Annotated in this window: 11 protein-coding genes; 3 read left to right on the top strand and 8 right to left on the bottom strand. The window is 73.4% G+C overall.

The features are described 5' to 3' along the window. Positions 1–30 precede the first annotated feature (30 nt). Positions 31–1,059, bottom strand: coding sequence for an N-acetyl-gamma-glutamyl-phosphate reductase (gene argC / locus ACH4PY_RS13850; RefSeq protein ID WP_398180528.1), 1,029 nt, complete (start codon positions 1,057–1,059; stop codon positions 31–33). Between the two features lie 280 nt (positions 1,060–1,339). Between argC and ACH4PY_RS13855 the strand changes: the two genes are divergently transcribed. Next, positions 1,340–1,999: a DUF4232 domain-containing protein gene (locus tag ACH4PY_RS13855; protein ID WP_398180532.1), complete on the top strand. Its 660-nt coding sequence runs from the start codon at positions 1,340–1,342 to the stop codon at positions 1,997–1,999. A 34-nt stretch (positions 2,000–2,033) separates the two neighbouring features. Here ACH4PY_RS13855 and ACH4PY_RS13860 read toward each other — a convergent pair whose 3' ends face one another. The 3 genes from ACH4PY_RS13860 to ACH4PY_RS13870 all read right to left on the bottom strand — a co-directional run bounded on the left by ACH4PY_RS13860 (position 2,034) and on the right by ACH4PY_RS13870 (position 5,636). After that, positions 2,034–3,194 carry a methyltransferase gene (locus ACH4PY_RS13860; RefSeq protein ID WP_398180535.1) on the bottom strand — a complete coding sequence of 387 codons (1,161 nt, stop codon included), beginning with the start codon at positions 3,192–3,194 and terminating at the stop codon, positions 2,034–2,036. A 424-nt stretch (positions 3,195–3,618) separates the two neighbouring features. Continuing rightward, positions 3,619–4,353 (bottom strand): hypothetical protein, encoded by a 735-nt coding sequence (locus ACH4PY_RS13865; RefSeq protein ID WP_398180538.1) that lies wholly within the window; start codon positions 4,351–4,353, stop codon positions 3,619–3,621. 47 nt (positions 4,354–4,400) lie between these two features. After that, a complete protein-coding gene (locus tag ACH4PY_RS13870) occupies positions 4,401–5,636 on the bottom strand; it encodes a glycoside hydrolase family 10 protein (protein ID WP_398180541.1) in 1,236 nt (411 codons plus the stop codon). Positions 5,637–5,978: 342 nt separating this feature from the next. Here ACH4PY_RS13870 and ACH4PY_RS13875 point away from each other — a divergent pair, with 342 nt between their 5' ends. Both ACH4PY_RS13875 and ACH4PY_RS13880 read left to right on the top strand, forming a co-directional pair. After that, on the top strand, positions 5,979–7,136 hold the full coding sequence (locus ACH4PY_RS13875; RefSeq protein ID WP_398180544.1) for a PP2C family protein-serine/threonine phosphatase: 1,158 nt from the start codon (positions 5,979–5,981) through the stop codon (positions 7,134–7,136). Positions 7,137–7,252: 116 nt separating this feature from the next. Beyond that, entirely contained in the window at positions 7,253–8,128 is an 876-nt protein-coding gene (locus tag ACH4PY_RS13880; RefSeq protein WP_398180547.1) for an ABC transporter ATP-binding protein, read from the top strand. A 26-nt stretch (positions 8,129–8,154) separates the two neighbouring features. Here ACH4PY_RS13880 and ACH4PY_RS13885 read toward each other — a convergent pair whose 3' ends face one another. The 4 genes from ACH4PY_RS13885 to pheS form a co-directional block, all read right to left on the bottom strand. Next, the gene (locus ACH4PY_RS13885) at positions 8,155–9,015 is read right to left on the bottom strand and encodes a 3-hydroxybutyryl-CoA dehydrogenase (protein WP_398180550.1); all 861 of its coding nucleotides are present in this window, start codon (positions 9,013–9,015) and stop codon (positions 8,155–8,157) included. A gap of 160 nt (positions 9,016–9,175) precedes the next feature. Beyond that, a complete protein-coding gene (locus ACH4PY_RS13890) occupies positions 9,176–11,959 on the bottom strand; it encodes a cellulose binding domain-containing protein (RefSeq protein WP_398180553.1) in 2,784 nt (927 codons plus the stop codon). Between the two features lie 543 nt (positions 11,960–12,502). Further along, entirely contained in the window at positions 12,503–14,989 is a 2,487-nt protein-coding gene (gene pheT / locus ACH4PY_RS13895; RefSeq protein WP_398180556.1) for a phenylalanine--tRNA ligase subunit beta, read from the bottom strand. Further along, positions 14,989–16,140, bottom strand: a complete 1,152-nt coding sequence (gene pheS, locus ACH4PY_RS13900) for a phenylalanine--tRNA ligase subunit alpha (RefSeq protein ID WP_398180559.1) — start codon at positions 16,138–16,140, stop codon at positions 14,989–14,991. Before pheS ends, pheT begins: the two co-directional genes overlap by 1 nt. Between the last annotated feature and the right edge of the window lie 127 nt (positions 16,141–16,267).

Consider the following 16,267-nt stretch of genomic DNA (forward strand, 5'->3'; position numbering starts at 1 on the left):
TCTGCGGGCCGGAGGCCTCGCGTGCGTCGCTCACGGAGCAACTCCCACCGTGGTCAGCCCGGTCGTCTCGGGCAGTCCGAGGGCGATGTTCATGCTCTGCACCGCGCCGCCCGCGGTGCCCTTGGTCAGGTTGTCGATGGCGCTGATCGCGATGATCCGGTGCGCCGCCTCGTCGAAGGCCACCTGCAGCTGGACGGCGTTGGAGCCGTACACGGAGGCCGTCGCGGGCCACTGGCCTTCGGGCAGCAGGCGCACGAACGGCTCGTCGCCGTAGGCCTTCTCGTACGCGGCACGCACGTCCGCGGCCGTGACGCCGGGGGCGGCCTTGGCGGTGCAGGTGGCGAGGATGCCGCGGGGCATCGGCGCGAGCGTCGGGGTGAAGGACACCCCGACCCGGGTGCCGGCCGCCGCGCTGAGGTTCTGGATCATCTCCGGGGTGTGCCGGTGACCGCCGCCGACCCCGTACGGGCTCATCGAGCCCATCACCTCGGAGCCCAGCAGATGCGGCTTGGCCGCCTTGCCCGCGCCCGAGGTGCCGGAAGCGGCCACGATCACGGCCTCCGGCTCGGCGAGCGCCGCGGTGTACGCGGGGACGAGCGCGAGCGACACCGCGGTCGGGTAGCAGCCCGGCACCGCGATCCGCCGGCTCCCGGCGAGCGCGGCCCGCGCGCCCGGCAGCTCGGGCAGACCGTACGGCCACGTCCCGGCGTGCGGCGAGCCGTAGAAGCGCTCCCAGTCGGCGGCGTTCTCCAGCCGGAAGTCGGCGCCCATGTCGACGACGAGGACGTCCTCCCCCAGCTGCTCGGCCACGGCCGCGGACTGCCCGTGCGGCAGTGCGAGGAAGACCACGTCGTGCCCGGCGAGCACCTCCGCGGAGGTCGCCTCCAGCACACGGTCCGCGAGCGGCAGCAGGTGCGGCTGGAGCCCGCCCAGTCGCTGCCCGGCGTTGGAATTACCGGTCAGCGCCCCGATCTCGACCTCCGGGTGCGCGACCAGCAGCCGCAGCACCTCACCACCCGCATATCCGCTCGCTCCGGCCACCGCCGCGCGCAATGCCATCGGACCCTCCTCGTCGATGGCATGACTATACGGCGAGCCGCACTTTTATGCAAAGATCTTTGCGAGACCCCGCGCGCGCGAGGGCCGGGCGGACCGTGCCGCCGGGCCGGCGGGCACGTCCCGTGACCGGCTGCGGCGGAGGCACACGTTCCCTGTACGCGGTCGGTAACAGATCACGGGGGCGAGGGAGTTGTGTCCGAGGCATATCGCATACTCGGCTTGCAGCCGAACGGCGAACGGCGAGAGCACCGCGTACCGCGCACCACCCGGGGGAAGAGTCATGCACGCACCTGCCCGCAACAACCGCACGATGTCCCGCGTCCTCGCGGGTGCGGCGGTGGCCGCGGTGCTCGCCGTCGCAGGGTGCCGGTCGAGCGGGGCGGACGCCAAGGACGCCACCTCGTCGTCGCACCGGCCGGGCACGGAGACGCCGGCGCGGCCGTCCGGCCCGGACACGACCGCCTCCCCCGCGCGCGGCAGCAGCACGGACGACGGCGAGCAGGCGCCCTCCTGCGACCAGGACGACCTCACGTCCTCCGCGACGAGCGAGGACGGCGAGGGGCACGAGCCCCGGCACCTGCTCCTGGCCCTGACCAACACCGGTGACCGGCCGTGCACGGTCCACGGCTACCCCCAGGTGCGGCTGGGCGCCTACTCCAAGTCGCCGGTCCAGGTGATCGGGGACAGCGACCCGGCGGGCCCCGCCGTCCTCTCCCCCGGCGACGCCGTCTACGCCGCCCTCCTCGTCAACGGCGCCCGGACGGACACCTACGAGACGAAGGGCATCACCCTGCGCCTCCAGGGCGACAGGCCCGGCACCACCACCGGCCGCCCGATATCGGTGAGCCTCCCCGCGGTGGCCGCCTTCGACGAGGGCGCCCGCGTCACGTACTGGTCGTCGGCCCAGGGCTACGCGCTCGACTTCATCATGTCCCGCTGACCCGCGGCCGGGGCCCGGGGCCCGGGGCCTGGGGTCAGCGGCGGATCGCGCGCAGGACGACGAACTTGGGGTCGGAGGACATCACGTCGCAGTTGCCGAACAGGCGGCGCAGCCGGGTGTGGTGCCCGAGATGGCGGTTGGCGACGACCCACAGCTCACCGCCGGGGCGCAGCGCCGCGCGGGCGGTGCCGAACATCCGGCGGGCGGTGGCGTCGGTGGTCGCCCGGTGCGAGTGGAAGGGCGGGTTGTTCAGGACGAGGTCGGCACTTCCCGCGGGCACGCCCGAGGCCACGTCGGCGACGACGAACTCCGCGCGGGTGGCCGGGTCGGCGCTGGCCCGGAAGGTCTCCTCGGCCGAGGCGACGGCCTGGTGGGACTCGTCGGTGAACAGCACCTCGGACTCCGGATTGGCGACCGCCGCCGCGGTGCCGAGCACGCCGTTGCCGCACCCGAGGTCGATGACCCGGTCCGGGCCCGCACGGTGCGGCAGGTGGGCGAGCAGCAGCCGGGTGCCGACGTCCAGGCGGTCGGCGCAGAAGATCCCGGCGTGGTTGGTGACCGTACGGCCGGACATCGGGCCGATGCCGTCCGGCAGGGAGTAGCGCAGCGGCCACGGGCTGGGGGTGCGCGGCAGGGCGGGATCGGGCGTGCAGTGCACGAGCCGGGCCTTGCGGACGGCGAGCGAGGTACGGGTCGGGCCGAGGATCCGCTCGAAGAGGGCGAGGGTGGAGGTGTGGATCTCGGTCACCATGCCCGCGCCGGCCACGACCGTGCCGGCGTGCACGGCGGGCGCGAGGGCGTGCAGCTGGTCCTCCAGCAGGCCCAGGCTCTTCGGTACGCGCACCAGCAGCAGGTCGATCCGCGCGGGCGGCGCCTCCCGGGTGGTGCGCAGGCTCACCCGCTCCCCGGCACCGGCCCGCCGCAGGTTCGCCCGGGTGGCCTGCTGGCCGAGGAAGGAGTCCGAGATCTGCACCAGCTCGTCCGCGCCGGGGGCGGTCGCGAGGGCGGTGGCCAGCGCTCCCCAGCGGTCGCCGAGCAGCACGGTGGTGGTGCCGGGTCCGCGGCCGGGCGGCTCGGCCGCGAGGTGCGACAGCAGGTAGTCGTCGGCGGCGTCCCAGGCCCGCAGCTGGTCGCGGGGGTCCGCGGGGTGGCGGGTCAGGTCGAGGTCGCCCCACGGGGTGGTGAATCGGTGCATGGTCCCCCCAGCGTAGGGCCTGCGCGCGAGGCGGCCGGACGCCGAGCGGGGCCCGGACGGGAGCGGGGCCCGGGCAGGAGCGGGGCCCGGGCAGGAGCGGGGCCCGGAGGTTTTGTCCATCCTCCGGGCCCCTGTGATGCCGCCGATGGGTCCGTCCGCACCCGTCGGACCGCGGTTCACTCGTCATGTCGTCGCGTTCTGCCATTGAACTACCGCCGCAGGAGAGAGCGGCGGACCGGAGTCGAACCGGCACCTGACGACCCGGACCGCGACCGGTCGGTGCGGCGAGCGGCGGCGAATGCTGAGTCTGGAGCGAGAGTCTGAGATTGACGGCGACGTGTCGCGTCGCTCACGACGAGCTTCAGCTTCAGCTTTGCGCTCCTCGCGCACCCCTCCGCACTCGGGCGGAGGGGGTCCTTGGGGCTCAGCGGGCGAAGACGTACCCCAGTACGGCCTCGCCGACACGCTGATCGGTGACCTCGGCGCCGTTCGCCTCCTCACGGGCGAACTTCACCGCCGTCTGGAGCTTCTCGACCCGGTCCAGCAGTTCGTTGACCCGGCGGGCGGGCAGCGCGCCGGAGAACTTGACGGTGGTCCAGTAACCCACCGGCACGTCCTCGTAGTAGACCTCCACCTGCGCCGGGTGGTTCTCGGTCGCCTCGGCCTTGACGTGGTTGCGCGGCACCTTGCGGGTGCGGATCGTCCGCACCGGCTCCGTCTTCCACGCGTCCGTGGACGGGTCCTGCGACCAGGACTCCGCCGCGTCCAGCACCGGCAGCCGGCGGACGAAGCCGTGCAGCTCGGTCAGCTGCTTCTCCAGGAAGAGCAGATAGGACACCGGGACGGCGGGCACGACGACCCGGCCGTCCACGGTGACGTCGGCCCGTGCCTCGCAGTTCGCCCAGTCCTTTGTCGCGGTGACGTCGAACAGCCGGGTCAGCGCCGCCACCGCGGACCGCAGCACACCCTCCGCCTGCACCTGCACCCGTGTCGACTCGGGCGGCAGTTGCTCGCCCTCCTCGTCCTTCGGCTGGTACGTACGGGATATGCCGGACAGCAGCGCCGGCTTCTGCAGGTCGTGCTGAGCGGACGTCAACTCCTGCTGCGCCTTGGTCTTGACGCCCTTCTCGACCGCGATGATCTGGTTCAGTTTCGCCACGCCCCGACCGTAACAGCCACCCGTGCGCGCGTTCGACCGGTTTCCGGCTACGGCGTGCGCACCCGGCAGGTGTAGTGGTCGGCGACCACCCGGCTCATCGCGCCCAGCGGGTCGGCGGCGACCTGGGTGGCGGAGAAGAAGACGTTGCCGCGCACCTCGCGGTACCCCGCGTCGAAGGTGAGGTGCCGGGACAGCTCCGCCGGATCCTGCCAGGCGTCGGGCTGCCCGGCCACGCCGACCTTGTAGAGCGCCTCGCCGACGTAGAGCCGGACCCGGGTGCCCCGCACGACGTCCGACCACCACGGGACGAGGACGCCGTAGTCGGCGGCGGTGAAGCCGATGTTCCAGTAGACCTGCGGCACGATGTAGTCGATCCAGCCGCGCTTCACCCAGGTACGGGTGTCGGCGTGCAGGTCGTCGTAGGTCTGGACGCCTGCCGTCGTCGCCGAGCCGAGCGGGTCGTTCGCGGCGTTGCGCCAGACGCCGAAGGGGCTGATGCCGAACTGCGTACCCGGGCGGATCGCCTTGATACGGGCGGCCGTCTCCAGGACCAGCAGGTCGGTGTTGTGCCGGCGCCACGCGTCGCGGTCGGGGAAACCGGCGCCGTACGCGGCGTAGGCGGCGTCGTCGTCGAAGACCTGGCCCGCGACCGGGTACGGGTAGAAGTAGTCGTCCCAGTGCACCGCGTCCACCGGGTAGCGGCGCACCGCGTCCAGCATCGCGTCCTGCACGAAGCGGCGGACCTCCGGCAGGCCGGGGTTGTAGTAGAGCTTGCCGCCGTACGGCACCGTCCACTGCGGGTTGAGCCGCGCGGGGTGGGTGGGGGCGAGCCGGCTCGGGTCGTCGCTGTTCGCGACCCGGTAGGGGTTGAACCACGCGTGCAGCTCCAGCCCGCGGCGGTGTGCCTCGCGCACGGCGGTGCCCAGCGGATCCCACCCGGGGTCGCGTCCCTGGGTACCCGTCAGATACTCCGACCAGGGCTCGTACGGAGAGGGCCAGAACGCGTCGGCGGTCGGGCGCACCTGGAACATCACGGCGTTCAGCCGCCGCTGGGCGGCGAGGTCGAGCAGGTCCAGCAGCTCCTGCCGCTGCGCGGCGGGCGTCAGCCCCGGGGCGGAGGGCCAGTCCGTGTTCGCGACGGTCGCGATCCACATGCCGCGCAACTCCCTGCGCGGGGTGCGCACGGACGCGGGGGCCGCCGCCGCGGCCGCGCCGGGCACGATCGCGGCCGCCGCGACACCTGCCGCTCCGGCGGTGAGCGATCTCCGTGAGAGCGAACCCATTCCTGCCTCCTGCTCGTGACGCCGGGTCATGATCGGGGCCGAGCCCCGTCCATCTCTGCCCTCATCTCCCCCGCCCGAACCCCCGCCCCCACCTGCCCCTTGCGGTAAATCCCGCGACCTTGCGGCGGCGACCGCGGTGGGAGGGCACCGCGACCGCCCACCACGGCGGGAAGATCGCGGCGCCCACCGCAGGAGGCACCCCGGGCGCCGGGGGAACCGCCAACCGGCGGAAGGGGGAGGGTCGCTCAAATGGGGGAACGGCACGCGTGATGCGGGCGTGGCGGCACGCGGAGGGGCCAGAATCAGGGCGACGTCCCAGAGCCGCAAGGGGGAGCCGGCTGGATGAGCCAGAAGCGAACCTCGCGCGGCCTGAGCCGCGCACACTGGGCCCTGCTCCCCGCAGGGTGGACCGCGGCGCTCGGCCTGCTCGCCTGGCAGGTGCCGGACGGCTCCGACGTGCTCCCGGCGCTGGCCGCCGCCCCCGCGCTGACGGCCGCGGCGGGCGCCCGCCGCCTCGCGGTGCTGGGCAGCGGCGGCCTCGCCCTCGCCGCGATGGGCGCCGACATCGCGACCGACCAGGTCACCGGGCCGGGCCCGGCCGTGGGGACGGCGGGCGCGGTGCTGACCGTGCTGGCCGCCGGGATGTGGACGGCGGGCCGCCGCTCCGCGCTCGGCGCCGAGCTGGACCGCGCCCGGGAGATCGCCGCGGCCGCGCAGCAGGTGCTGCTCCCGGCGCTGCCACGCCGTCTCGGCGATGTGACGGTCACCGGCGAGTACGTGTCGGCGAGCCTCGACGCCCGGATCGGCGGCGACTTCTACGAGGCCGTCGCCACGCCCTTCGGTGTCCGCGCGCTGATCGGTGACGCCCGCGGGCACGGCCTGCCCGCGATCGGGCTGGCCGCGGCCCTGCTGGGCTGTTTCCGGGAGGCCGCGCACCAGGAGCCGGATCCGGCGGGCGTGGTGCGGCGGCTGGACGGCGCGCTGCGCCGCCATCTGCTGGAGCGCGTCGCCACGGAGGCGGCCCGCGGTGAGGTGTCGGACGCGGCCGAGGAGTTCGCGACGCTCCAGCTCGTGCAGATCGACGACGACGGCACGCTGCTGGTGGTCAACTGCGGCCACCCCGCCCCGTACGTCCTCGGCCCGCGCACGGGGCCGCTGCCGATGGGCGATCCGCTGCCACCGCTGGGGCTGTTCGACGCACCGCGCACGCAGGTGCCGGTCAGTACCGGGCGGCTGGCGCCGGGTGAGGGCCTGCTGCTGCACACCGACGGGGTGACGGACACCCGGGACGCCGCCGGTCGGTACTTCCCGCTGCCCGACACGCTCAACGCGATGGCCGCCCGCCGGGTGCGCGGCACGGAGGTCGCCGAGCTGCTGCGGGACGCGGTGGTGCGGCACGCCGGGGGCCGCTGCGCGGACGACGTCGCCGTCCTGGTACTGCTGCGCGACGGCTCACCTCGTCCGGCCGTGGCGCGCGGTACGGCGCTCTCGGCGTCGTAGCCCCCGCCCGGGGGCGGCCCGCGCCGCGTCACCCGCACGGCCGGTCCCGGGCTGCCGCGGCCGTGCGGGCGCGGGACCGTGGGCGAGGGGGTGTCGTCGTGCGAAGGAGTACGGGCGTGGCCGAACAGCCCGCGAGCGGCACCGGCGGTGCGGCCCCGGCGGAGCCGCAGCTCCAGGCCCGGTCGCAGCCCCCGCCCGCACCGAGCCCGGCGTCGGGTCCTCCCGGACCCCCGACGGTGATCGTGGACGGCCTGCACGTCGTCTACCGCATCTACGGCGCCGATGCCGGACGCGGCAGCGCGACGGCGGCGCTGCGCCGTATCGTGCTGCGCCGCGGCTCACCGGCCGTGCAGACCGTGCACGCCGTCCGGGGCGTGACCTTCACCGCCTACCGCGGTGAGGCCATCGGCATCATCGGCTCCAACGGCTCGGGCAAGTCCACGCTGCTCAAGGCCATCGCGGGGCTCCTCCCGGCGGAGCGCGGCCGGGTCTACACCGACGGCCAGCCCTCGCTGCTCGGTGTCAACGCGGCCCTCATGAACGACCTGACCGGCGAGAAGAACGTCATCCTCGGCGGCCTCGCGATGGGCATGAGCCCGGAGGAGGTCCGGTCCCGCTACCAGGGCATCGTCGACTTCTCGGGCATCAACGACAAGGACGACTTCGTGTCGCTGCCGATGCGCACGTACTCCTCCGGCATGTCCGCCCGGCTGCGCTTCTCCATCGCCGCGGCCAAGCGGCACGACGTCCTGATGATCGACGAGGCGCTGGCCACCGGCGACCGCCAGTTCCAGCTGCGCTCCGAGCAGCGCATCCGCGAACTGCGCAAGGAGGCCGGCACCGTCTTCCTGGTGAGCCACAGCAACGCCGCCATCCGCGACACCTGCACCCGCACCCTCTGGATCGAGCGGGGCGAGCTGCTCATGGACGGCCCCACCGAGGCCGTCGTCAGCGCCTACGAGGCGCACAGCGACGGCAAGCCCCCCGGCTGACCGGGGAACCTGCCGCCGGGCGCGGCTCAGCCGTACGGGTAGAAGCCCGCGCCGGACTTCCGGCCGAGCCGTCCCGCGTCGACCATGCGCTGGAGCAGCGGCGGGGCCGCGTACAGCGGCTCCTTGTACTCGGCGTACATCGAGTCGGCGATCGCGGCGACCGTGTCGAGGCCGATGAGGTCGGACAGCCGCAGCGGGCCCATCGGGTGGGCGCAGCCCATCTCCATGCCGTTGTCGATGTCATCGCGGGTCGCGATGCCCGACTCGTACATCCGGATGGCCGACAGCAGGTACGGGACCAGCAGCGCGTTGACGACGAAGCCGGAGCGGTCCTGGGCGCGGATCGCGTGCTTGCCGAGGACGGTGGTGACCAGGTCCTCCGCGCGCTTGAGGGTGTCGCTGCCGGTGGTCAGCGCCGGGATCAGCTCGACTAGGGCCTGGACGGGCGCGGGGTTGAAGAAGTGGATGCCGAGGACGCGGTCCGGGCGGGACGTCGCCACGGCGAGCCGGACCAGCGGGATGGACGAGGTGTTGGACGCCAGGATCGCGTCCTCGCGCTGCACCACCTGGTCCAGCACCTTGAAGATGTCGGTCTTGACCCGCTCGTCCTCCACCACGGCCTCGATCACCAGGTCGCGGTCGGCGAACTCGCCGAGGTCGGTGGTGAAGGTGAGCCGCCCGAGCGCCTCGTCCCGCTGCTCCGCGGTGATCTTGCCGCGTTCCGCGGCCTTGCCGAGGGAGCCGGTGAGCCGTGCCCGGCCGAGCTCCAGGGCCTCGCCCGTGGTCTCCGCGATCCGGACGTCCAGCCCGGCCTTCGCGCACACCTCGGCGATACCGGACCCCATCTGGCCCGCGCCGACCACTCCGACGCGCTCGATGTCTCCCACTCGACCCAGCCCTCCGTGCAGCTCCATCGCCTACCGCACAGACGTTACCCGGGCCGGTGCCCGAAGCCGCGGCTGGGACCGGCGTGCTGCCCCGGTCCCCACCGCGGCCCCCGGCCGCCGGGCCCGCGCGCCGGCAGTCGCGCGGGCCCGGCGGGCTCGTTCAGGCCTTGGTGCAGGCCTTTCCGTTGAGCGTGAACGAGGCCGGCACCGCGGGGGTGCCGGGCGCCACGCCTGTGAAGCCGACCACGGTGTTGCCACCGGCCGGGATCGACGTGCCCCAGCTCGGCGCGGTCACCGTCACGGCCGCGCCGCTCTGCGTGTAGTCACCGCTCCACAGCGACGAGATCGTCTCGCCCGCGGTGAAGGACCAGCTCAGCTTCCACGGGTCGACGGCCGTGCTGCCGGTGTTGGTCACCGTGGCCGAGGCCTGGAAGCCGCCGGGCCACTGGTTGGTGACCGTGTAGGCCACCGTGCACGAGCCCGCGGGCGCAGTGGTCGGAGGTGTGGTGGGAGGTGTGGTGGGCGGAGTCGTCGGCGGGGTGGTGGGCGGGGTGGTGGGCGGGGTGGTGGGCGGGGTGGTGGGCGGGGTGGTCTGCCCGGTCGTCGGAGGCGTCGTGGGCGGGGTCGTACCGCCGCCCGAGGTGTCCGACGTGTCGCCGTAGATGATCCCGCGCCCGTTGGTCGCGATGTAGACGCGCCCGTAGACCCGCGGGTCGCCGGTGATCGCGGTGTTGGTCACACCCCACTGGTGCTTGTCGTCGTTGATGCGCACCCAGCTCGCGCCGGCGTCGGTGGAGCGGAAGATGCCGCGCACCCCGCCGATCTTCGCGCTGGTGTAGAGCGCCTGGTAGGAGGCGCCGGGCGCGGCCTTGCCGAAGCCGATCGTGTCGGCCTCCTGGACGCCTCCCAGCTTGGTGAACGACGCCCCGGAGTTCGTCGAGTGCCACAGGCCGTACGTGCTGCCGGCGCCCCCGACCACCCATACGTCGCCCTCGGTGCCGGGCAGCGCCTTGAGGTGGGCGCTCTCGGTCGGCAGGCCGGTGGCCGCGGTCGCCGCGAAGGTCGCGCCGCCGTCGGTGCTGACGTAGAACTTGCCGCCCGAGATCCCGTAGAACTTCTTCGGGTTGACCCGGTCGGAGCCGATCGCCGCGCCCGTGGGCAGACCGCTGACGGTCTGCCAGGAGTTGCCGAAGCCGGTGGTGTGCTGGACGCCGACACCGGCGGTGCTCCAGACGAAGCCGCTGCCGTCCGCGGCCGCCGCGATCGAGCCGCCCGCGGCACCGGAGGGGTCGGTGCCGGCGAACCAGTTGGCGCCGTTGTCGGTGGAGAAGGCGACGTGCGCGCCGGTGTCGGCGTTGCCCACCCTGGCGACGATGTTGGCGTTGGTGCCCGCGTAGTCCAGGCTCGTCGTCGTGGTCCAGTTCGGCTGGGTGAACATCATCGCCGGCACGGTGTCGAGACTGGTGTGCCGGAAGCCGCCCAGGTCACCGAGCGCGCTGATGAGCGGGGCGCCGGTGGGCGGGCTGATGAGGTCCTGGACCGAGGTCTCCTCCAGGCCCTTGGCGTTGGGCTTGACGGTGAACTTGGTGCCGGTGTCCCAGTTGGTGAGGTTGTCGGTGCCGTAGATCGTGGCGCCGGTGCCGTACCACATGCGGTTGGAGTTGAACGGGTCGATCTCCAGCGACTCCGTCATCCAGCCGAGCTTGGGCGCCTCCTCGGGCGGTGCGGGGTTGCCGCCCCAGCTCAGCCACGGGGAGGACGAGATGTCCATGGTGTAGCGGTCGGCGCGGGTCGGGTAGCTGGGGGTGTCCCAGGCCCGGGTCCAGGTGGCGCCGTTGTCGGTGGAGCGGAAGATCTGGGTGTCCGCCCACCAGGAGCTGTAGCCGGTGACCATGAGCGTGCCCGGGTGCTGCCGGTCCACGCTGAGGCCGCTGTAGCCGAAGTACGTGTCCGCGTCCGACATCGGGCTGATGTTCGTCCAGGTGCCGGTCGCGGTCGCGTACCGCCACACCTGGCCCTTGGCGCCGTCGTACGGGCCGCCGGTGTCACTGGTGGCGAGGTAGAGGTAGCCGTTGACGCTGTCCAGGACGCCCTTGTGCGCGATGTAGCCGGTGGGCTGCCCGGCGAGCCGGGACCAGGTGGCGCCGCCGTCCGTGGAGCGGTAGACCGTGTTGTCCTTGTCGGCCACACCCACGTAGATCGTCTGCGTGGTGCTGCCCTTGGTGCCGGTACGCGGATCGAAGGTGACCCACACGTCGCCCTGGTTGTCGCTCTGGTAGCCGGTGCTGTCCGACGGGTCGGCCACGTAGGTGCCCGCGTTGGGGAAGGACGCGACCTTCGCCCACGTCACACCCGAGTCGGTGCTGCGCCACAGGCCGTTGCCGCTGGGCGCGGCGAAGTACAGGACGCTGTCCTTGTTGGGGTCGATCGCCAGCCGCTCACCCATGCCGCGGCCGGGCATGTTGCCGCCGAGCTTGAACGGCAGCGCCGTCGACTGCCAGGTCGCCCCGCGGTCCGACGAGCGCATGATGGCGCCGTTGTTGGGGTCCCAGGAGTTGGTGTACATCCCGACCGCCGCGTACACCTTGTCCGGTGCGAGCGCGTCCGTGGCGAGGCTGACCACGCCGTTGCGGTTCCAGTCCGTCCAGCCGACCGAGTCCAGCAGGGGGGTCCAGGACTTGGTCGACTCGTTCCACCGGTACGCGCCGCCGATGTCGGTACGGGCGTAGGCGAGATTCTTCTCGGACTGGTTGAAGACGATGCCGGGGACAAAGCCGCCGCCCTCGATCTGGGCGTTCTTCCAGGTGTACGTGTCCGACACCGCGGCGGGGGCCGCTGCCGCGGCCGGTGAGCCGGTGGCGGCGACGGTCGCCGCGGCGACGGATACGGCGCCGCCTATGAGGGAGAAAGCCGCGACCAGCGCGGCGAGGGGTCTGCGAAGCATGGGGCGTCCTTGAGTGTGGGGGGTGGACGACTCGGGGCAGCGCGGATGCGTGGGAGCGCTCCCACGAGAGGTCCGATGATAGCGCTCACCTCTCGCGGGGAGAAGCCCCGCGGTGTTGGCCTCCAGCCCTCCGGGCTGCCCCTTGCTGTGTTCGCGGGACCGTCCCTCTCCCGTGGCTGGTCGCGCAGTTCCCCGCGCCCCTGAAAAACGCTCACCCTCCCCCGCAGGCGCTCGCGTCTGCGACGCAGGCCGGCACCCCAGGGGCGCGGAAAACCGCGCGACCAACCCACCACCGGCGGAAGGCCGCACCACCCACCGCAAGCGGCACCTGCCTGGGGGCGCGAGGAACCGCGCGACCAACCCACCACCCGCCGAAAGCCGCACCACCCACCGCAAGCGACACCTGCCTGGGGGCGCGAGGAACCGCGCGACCAACCCACCACCGGCGGACGCGGCACCCGGCGCAAGTGGCACCCTCAAGCGCACAGGGGAAAGGGGGCCCGCCCCGAAGGACGAGCCCCCTCCTGCGTGGGGCGGGGCGGGTCAGGCCCCGCGCAGGGTCGCGTTCGTACGGCTCGCCGCCGAGGCGACCGCGGCGTCGCGCGCGGCGGACGCCTCCTCCGCGGTGAGGGTGCGGTCGGGCGCCCGGAAGCGCAGCGCGTACGCGAGGGACTTGCGGCCCTCCCCGATCTGCGGCCCGGTGAAGATGTCGAACAGCCGCACCGATTCGAGCAGGTCGCCCGCCCCGGCGCGCAGCGCCGCCTCCACCTCCGCCGCCGGAACAGCCGCGTCGACGACGAGCGCGACGTCCTGCGTGGCGACCGGGAAGGTCGACACGCGCGGCCCGGTGGCGGTCTCGCCGCCCGCCGCGACGACGAGGTCGAGGTCGATCTCCATCGCGCAGGTCCGCTCGGGTACCCCGAACGCCTTCGTCACGCGCGGGTGGAGTTCGCCCGCGTGCCCGACGACCTGTTCCCCGGCGAGCAGTTCGGCGCACCGCCCGGGGTGGAAGGGTGCGTACTGCCCGGCCCGTGCGGTGAGCCGCACGCCCGCCTCGCGGGCGACCGTGCGGGCGGCCTCGACCGCGTCGGCCCAGGTCGCGGGCTGGGCCTCGCCCCACCAGCCGGCCTGCTCGCGGGCGCCCGCGAGGACGACGCCGACGCGGTGCGGCTGGTCGGGCAGCGCGGCGACGAGCGCGGCGATCTCCTCGTCGGTGGGCCGCCGGTCGACGGGCAGCCGCGGCGGCGGCACCTGCTCCTGGCGGGGCAGGAAGACCAGGCCGGTCTCGAAGAGGGCGAGGTCGTGCGCGCCGCGCCCGTGGTTGCGGCGCAGGGTGCCGAGCAGCCCGGGCAGCAGCGTGGTGCGCAGCAGCGGCTCGGTGTCGTCGAGCGGGTTGGCGAGCCGGACCGTACGGCGCCGGTCGTCGTCCGCGTCGAGGCCGAGCTGGTCGAGGACGTCGGAGCTGAGGAACGGGTAGCTGGGCGCCTCGACGTACCCGGCGCCGGCGAGTGCGCGGCCGACGCGGCGGCGCAGCAGCTGGCCGGGCGTGAGGCCGCGGCCGGCGGGCGGCTGCGGCAGGGTGGCGGGGAGGTTCTCGAAGCCTTCGAGGCGGATGACCTCCTCGGCGAGGTCGTTGATGTAGTTGAGGTCGGGCCGCCAGGAGGGCACGGTGACCGCGAGGTCGTCGGTGCCGGTGACGTCGCAGCCGATCTCCTGGAGGCGCCGGACGACGGTCTCGCGGCCGTAGTCGGTGCCGGCGACCTTGTCGGGGTGGTCGGCGCGCATGGTGATGGTGCGCGGGCTCACGGGCGCGGCGATCTCGGTGACGCCGGGCTCGGCGGTGCCGCCCGCGAGCAGCACCAGCAGATCCACGGTGCGCTGGGCGGCGGCCGAGGTGGCGAGCGGGTCGGTGCCGCGCTCGAAGCGGCGGGAGGCCTCGGAGCCGAGCTTGTGGCGGCGCGAGGTGCGGGCGATCGGGATCGGTGCGAAGTGCGCTGCCTCGATGACGACGTCGGCCGAGCCGCCGTCGGCGATCTCGGTGTCGGCGCCGCCCATGACACCGGCCAGGCCGATGGGCCCGGAGTCGTCGGTGATGACGAGGTCCTCGGCGTCGAGCGTGCGCTCGGCGCCGTCGAGGGTGGTGAGCTTCTCGCCGGGGGCGGCGCGGCGGACCCCGATCGTGCCGCGCACGCGCGCGCGGTCGTAGGTGTGCAGCGGCTGGCCCAGCTCGATCATCACGTAGTTGGCGATGTCCACGGTGAGCGAGATCGGGCGCATGCCGACCTTCTGCAGCCGGCGCTGGAGCCAGATCGGCGAGAGCGCCTCGGGGTCGATGCCGGTGACGGTGCGGGCGGTGAAGCGGTCGCAGCCCTCGGGGTCGGCGATCGCGACGGGGTAGCCGTCGCCGTTGTGCGCGGGCACGTCGATGAGCGCGGGGTCGCGCAGCGGCACGCCGTAGGCGATCGCGGCCTCACGGGCGACACCGCGGATCGACAGGCAGTAGCCGCGGTCGGGGGTGACGGCGATGTCGAGCACCTCGTCGACGAGCTCCAGCAGCTCGATCGCGTCGGTGCCGGGGGCGGGGGCGCCGGGCGGCAGCACGATGATGCCGTCGTGGTCGTCGCCCATGCCCAGCTCGCGGGCGGAGCAGATCATGCCGTGCGAGACCTTGCCGTAGGTCTTGCGGGCGGCGATCTGGAAGTCGCCGGGCAGCACGCCGCCGGGCAGGATGACGACGACGCGGTCGCCGACGGCGAAGTTGCGGGCGCCGCACACGATCTCCTGCGGCTCACCCGTGCCGTTGGCGTCGCCGACGTCGACGGTGCAGAAGCGGATCGGCTTCTTGAAGCCCTCCAGCTCCTCGATCGTCAGGACCTGGCCGACGACCAGCGGGCCCTTGATGCCGGCGCCGAGCTGGTCGACGGTCTCGACCTCCAGGCCGGCGGAAATGAGCTTGGCCTGGACGTCGCGGCCGGTGGCACCGGCGGGCAGGTCGACGTACTCCCGCAGCCAAGAAAGCGGGACCCGCATCAGATCTCCATCCCGAACGGGAGGGTGAAGCGCACGTCACCCTCGACGATGTCTCGCATGTCCTCGACGTTGTGGCGGAACATCAGCATCCGCTCGATGCCGAAGCCGAAGGCGAAGCCGCTGTACTTCTCCGGGTCCACACCGCACGCCACCAGCACCCTGGGGTTGACGACGCCGCAGCCGCCCAGCTCGATCCAGCCCTCGGAGGAGCAGGTGCGGCAGGGGCGGTCGGGGTTGCCGACGGACTCGCCGCGGCAGACGTAGCAGAGCATGTCCATCTCGGCGGACGGCTCGGTGAAGGGGAAGTGGTTGGGGCGCAGCCGGGTGGTCATGCCCTCGCCGAACAGCGAGACGACCATGTGGTCGAGGGTGCCCTTGAGGTCGGCCATCGTCAGGCCCTCGTCCACGGCGAGCAGCTCGACCTGCGAGAAGACCGGGGTGTGGGTCGCGTCCAGCTCGTCGGAGCGGTAGACGCGGCCGGGCGCGATCACGTACACCGGCAGCTCGCGCTCCAGCAGGGCGCGGATCTGCACCGGCGAGGTGTGGGTGCGCAGCACGACGCCGGACGCTCCCCCAGACCCTCCGGACTCGGAGGTGCCCCCGCTGCCCTCGGGACCGGCGACGAAGAAGGTGTCCTGCGTCTCCCGGGCCGGGTGGTCGGGCGGGAAGTTCAGCGCGTCGAAGTTGAACCAGTCGGACTCGACCTCGGGGCCCTCGGCCACCTCGTAGCCCATGGCCGTGAAGATGTCCTCGATGCGCTCCGACAGCGTCGTGAGCGGGTGCCGGGCACCGGCCGGTCGGCGGTCGTACGGCAGTGTGACGTCGACGGCCTCCTCGACGAGCACCCGGGCGTCGCGCTCGGCCTCCAGCTCGGCCTGGCGCGCGGCGAGCGCCTTGTTGACCGCGCCGCGGGCCTGGCCCACCCGCTTGCCCGCCTCGGCCTTGGCCTGCGGCGGGAGGGCGCCGATCTCCCGGTTGGCGAGGGCGAGCGGTGAGCCGCCGCCGGCATGCGCGGTCTTGACGTGGGTGAGGGCTTCGAGGTCGCCCGCGGCGGCGACGGCGGCGAGCGCGTCGTCGCGCATCCGCTCGATCGCTTCCGGCTGGAGCGCCTCGACCTCGACAGGGTCGTACGACTTGTTCGGTGCCGACATCTCTTCCCGTTCCGGAGTGGACGATGGTGGTGGGCGGCGTGCGCGCCACTGCGCTGCGGTGGCGTCGCGGTGGAGGCTCTGCCCGACCGGACACATGCCAGGGGACGAGTCTACTTGCGCCGCGAGG

It is taken from the genome of Streptomyces sp. NPDC021224, assembly GCF_044332905.1.
Taxonomy (GTDB): domain Bacteria; phylum Actinomycetota; class Actinomycetes; order Streptomycetales; family Streptomycetaceae; genus Actinacidiphila.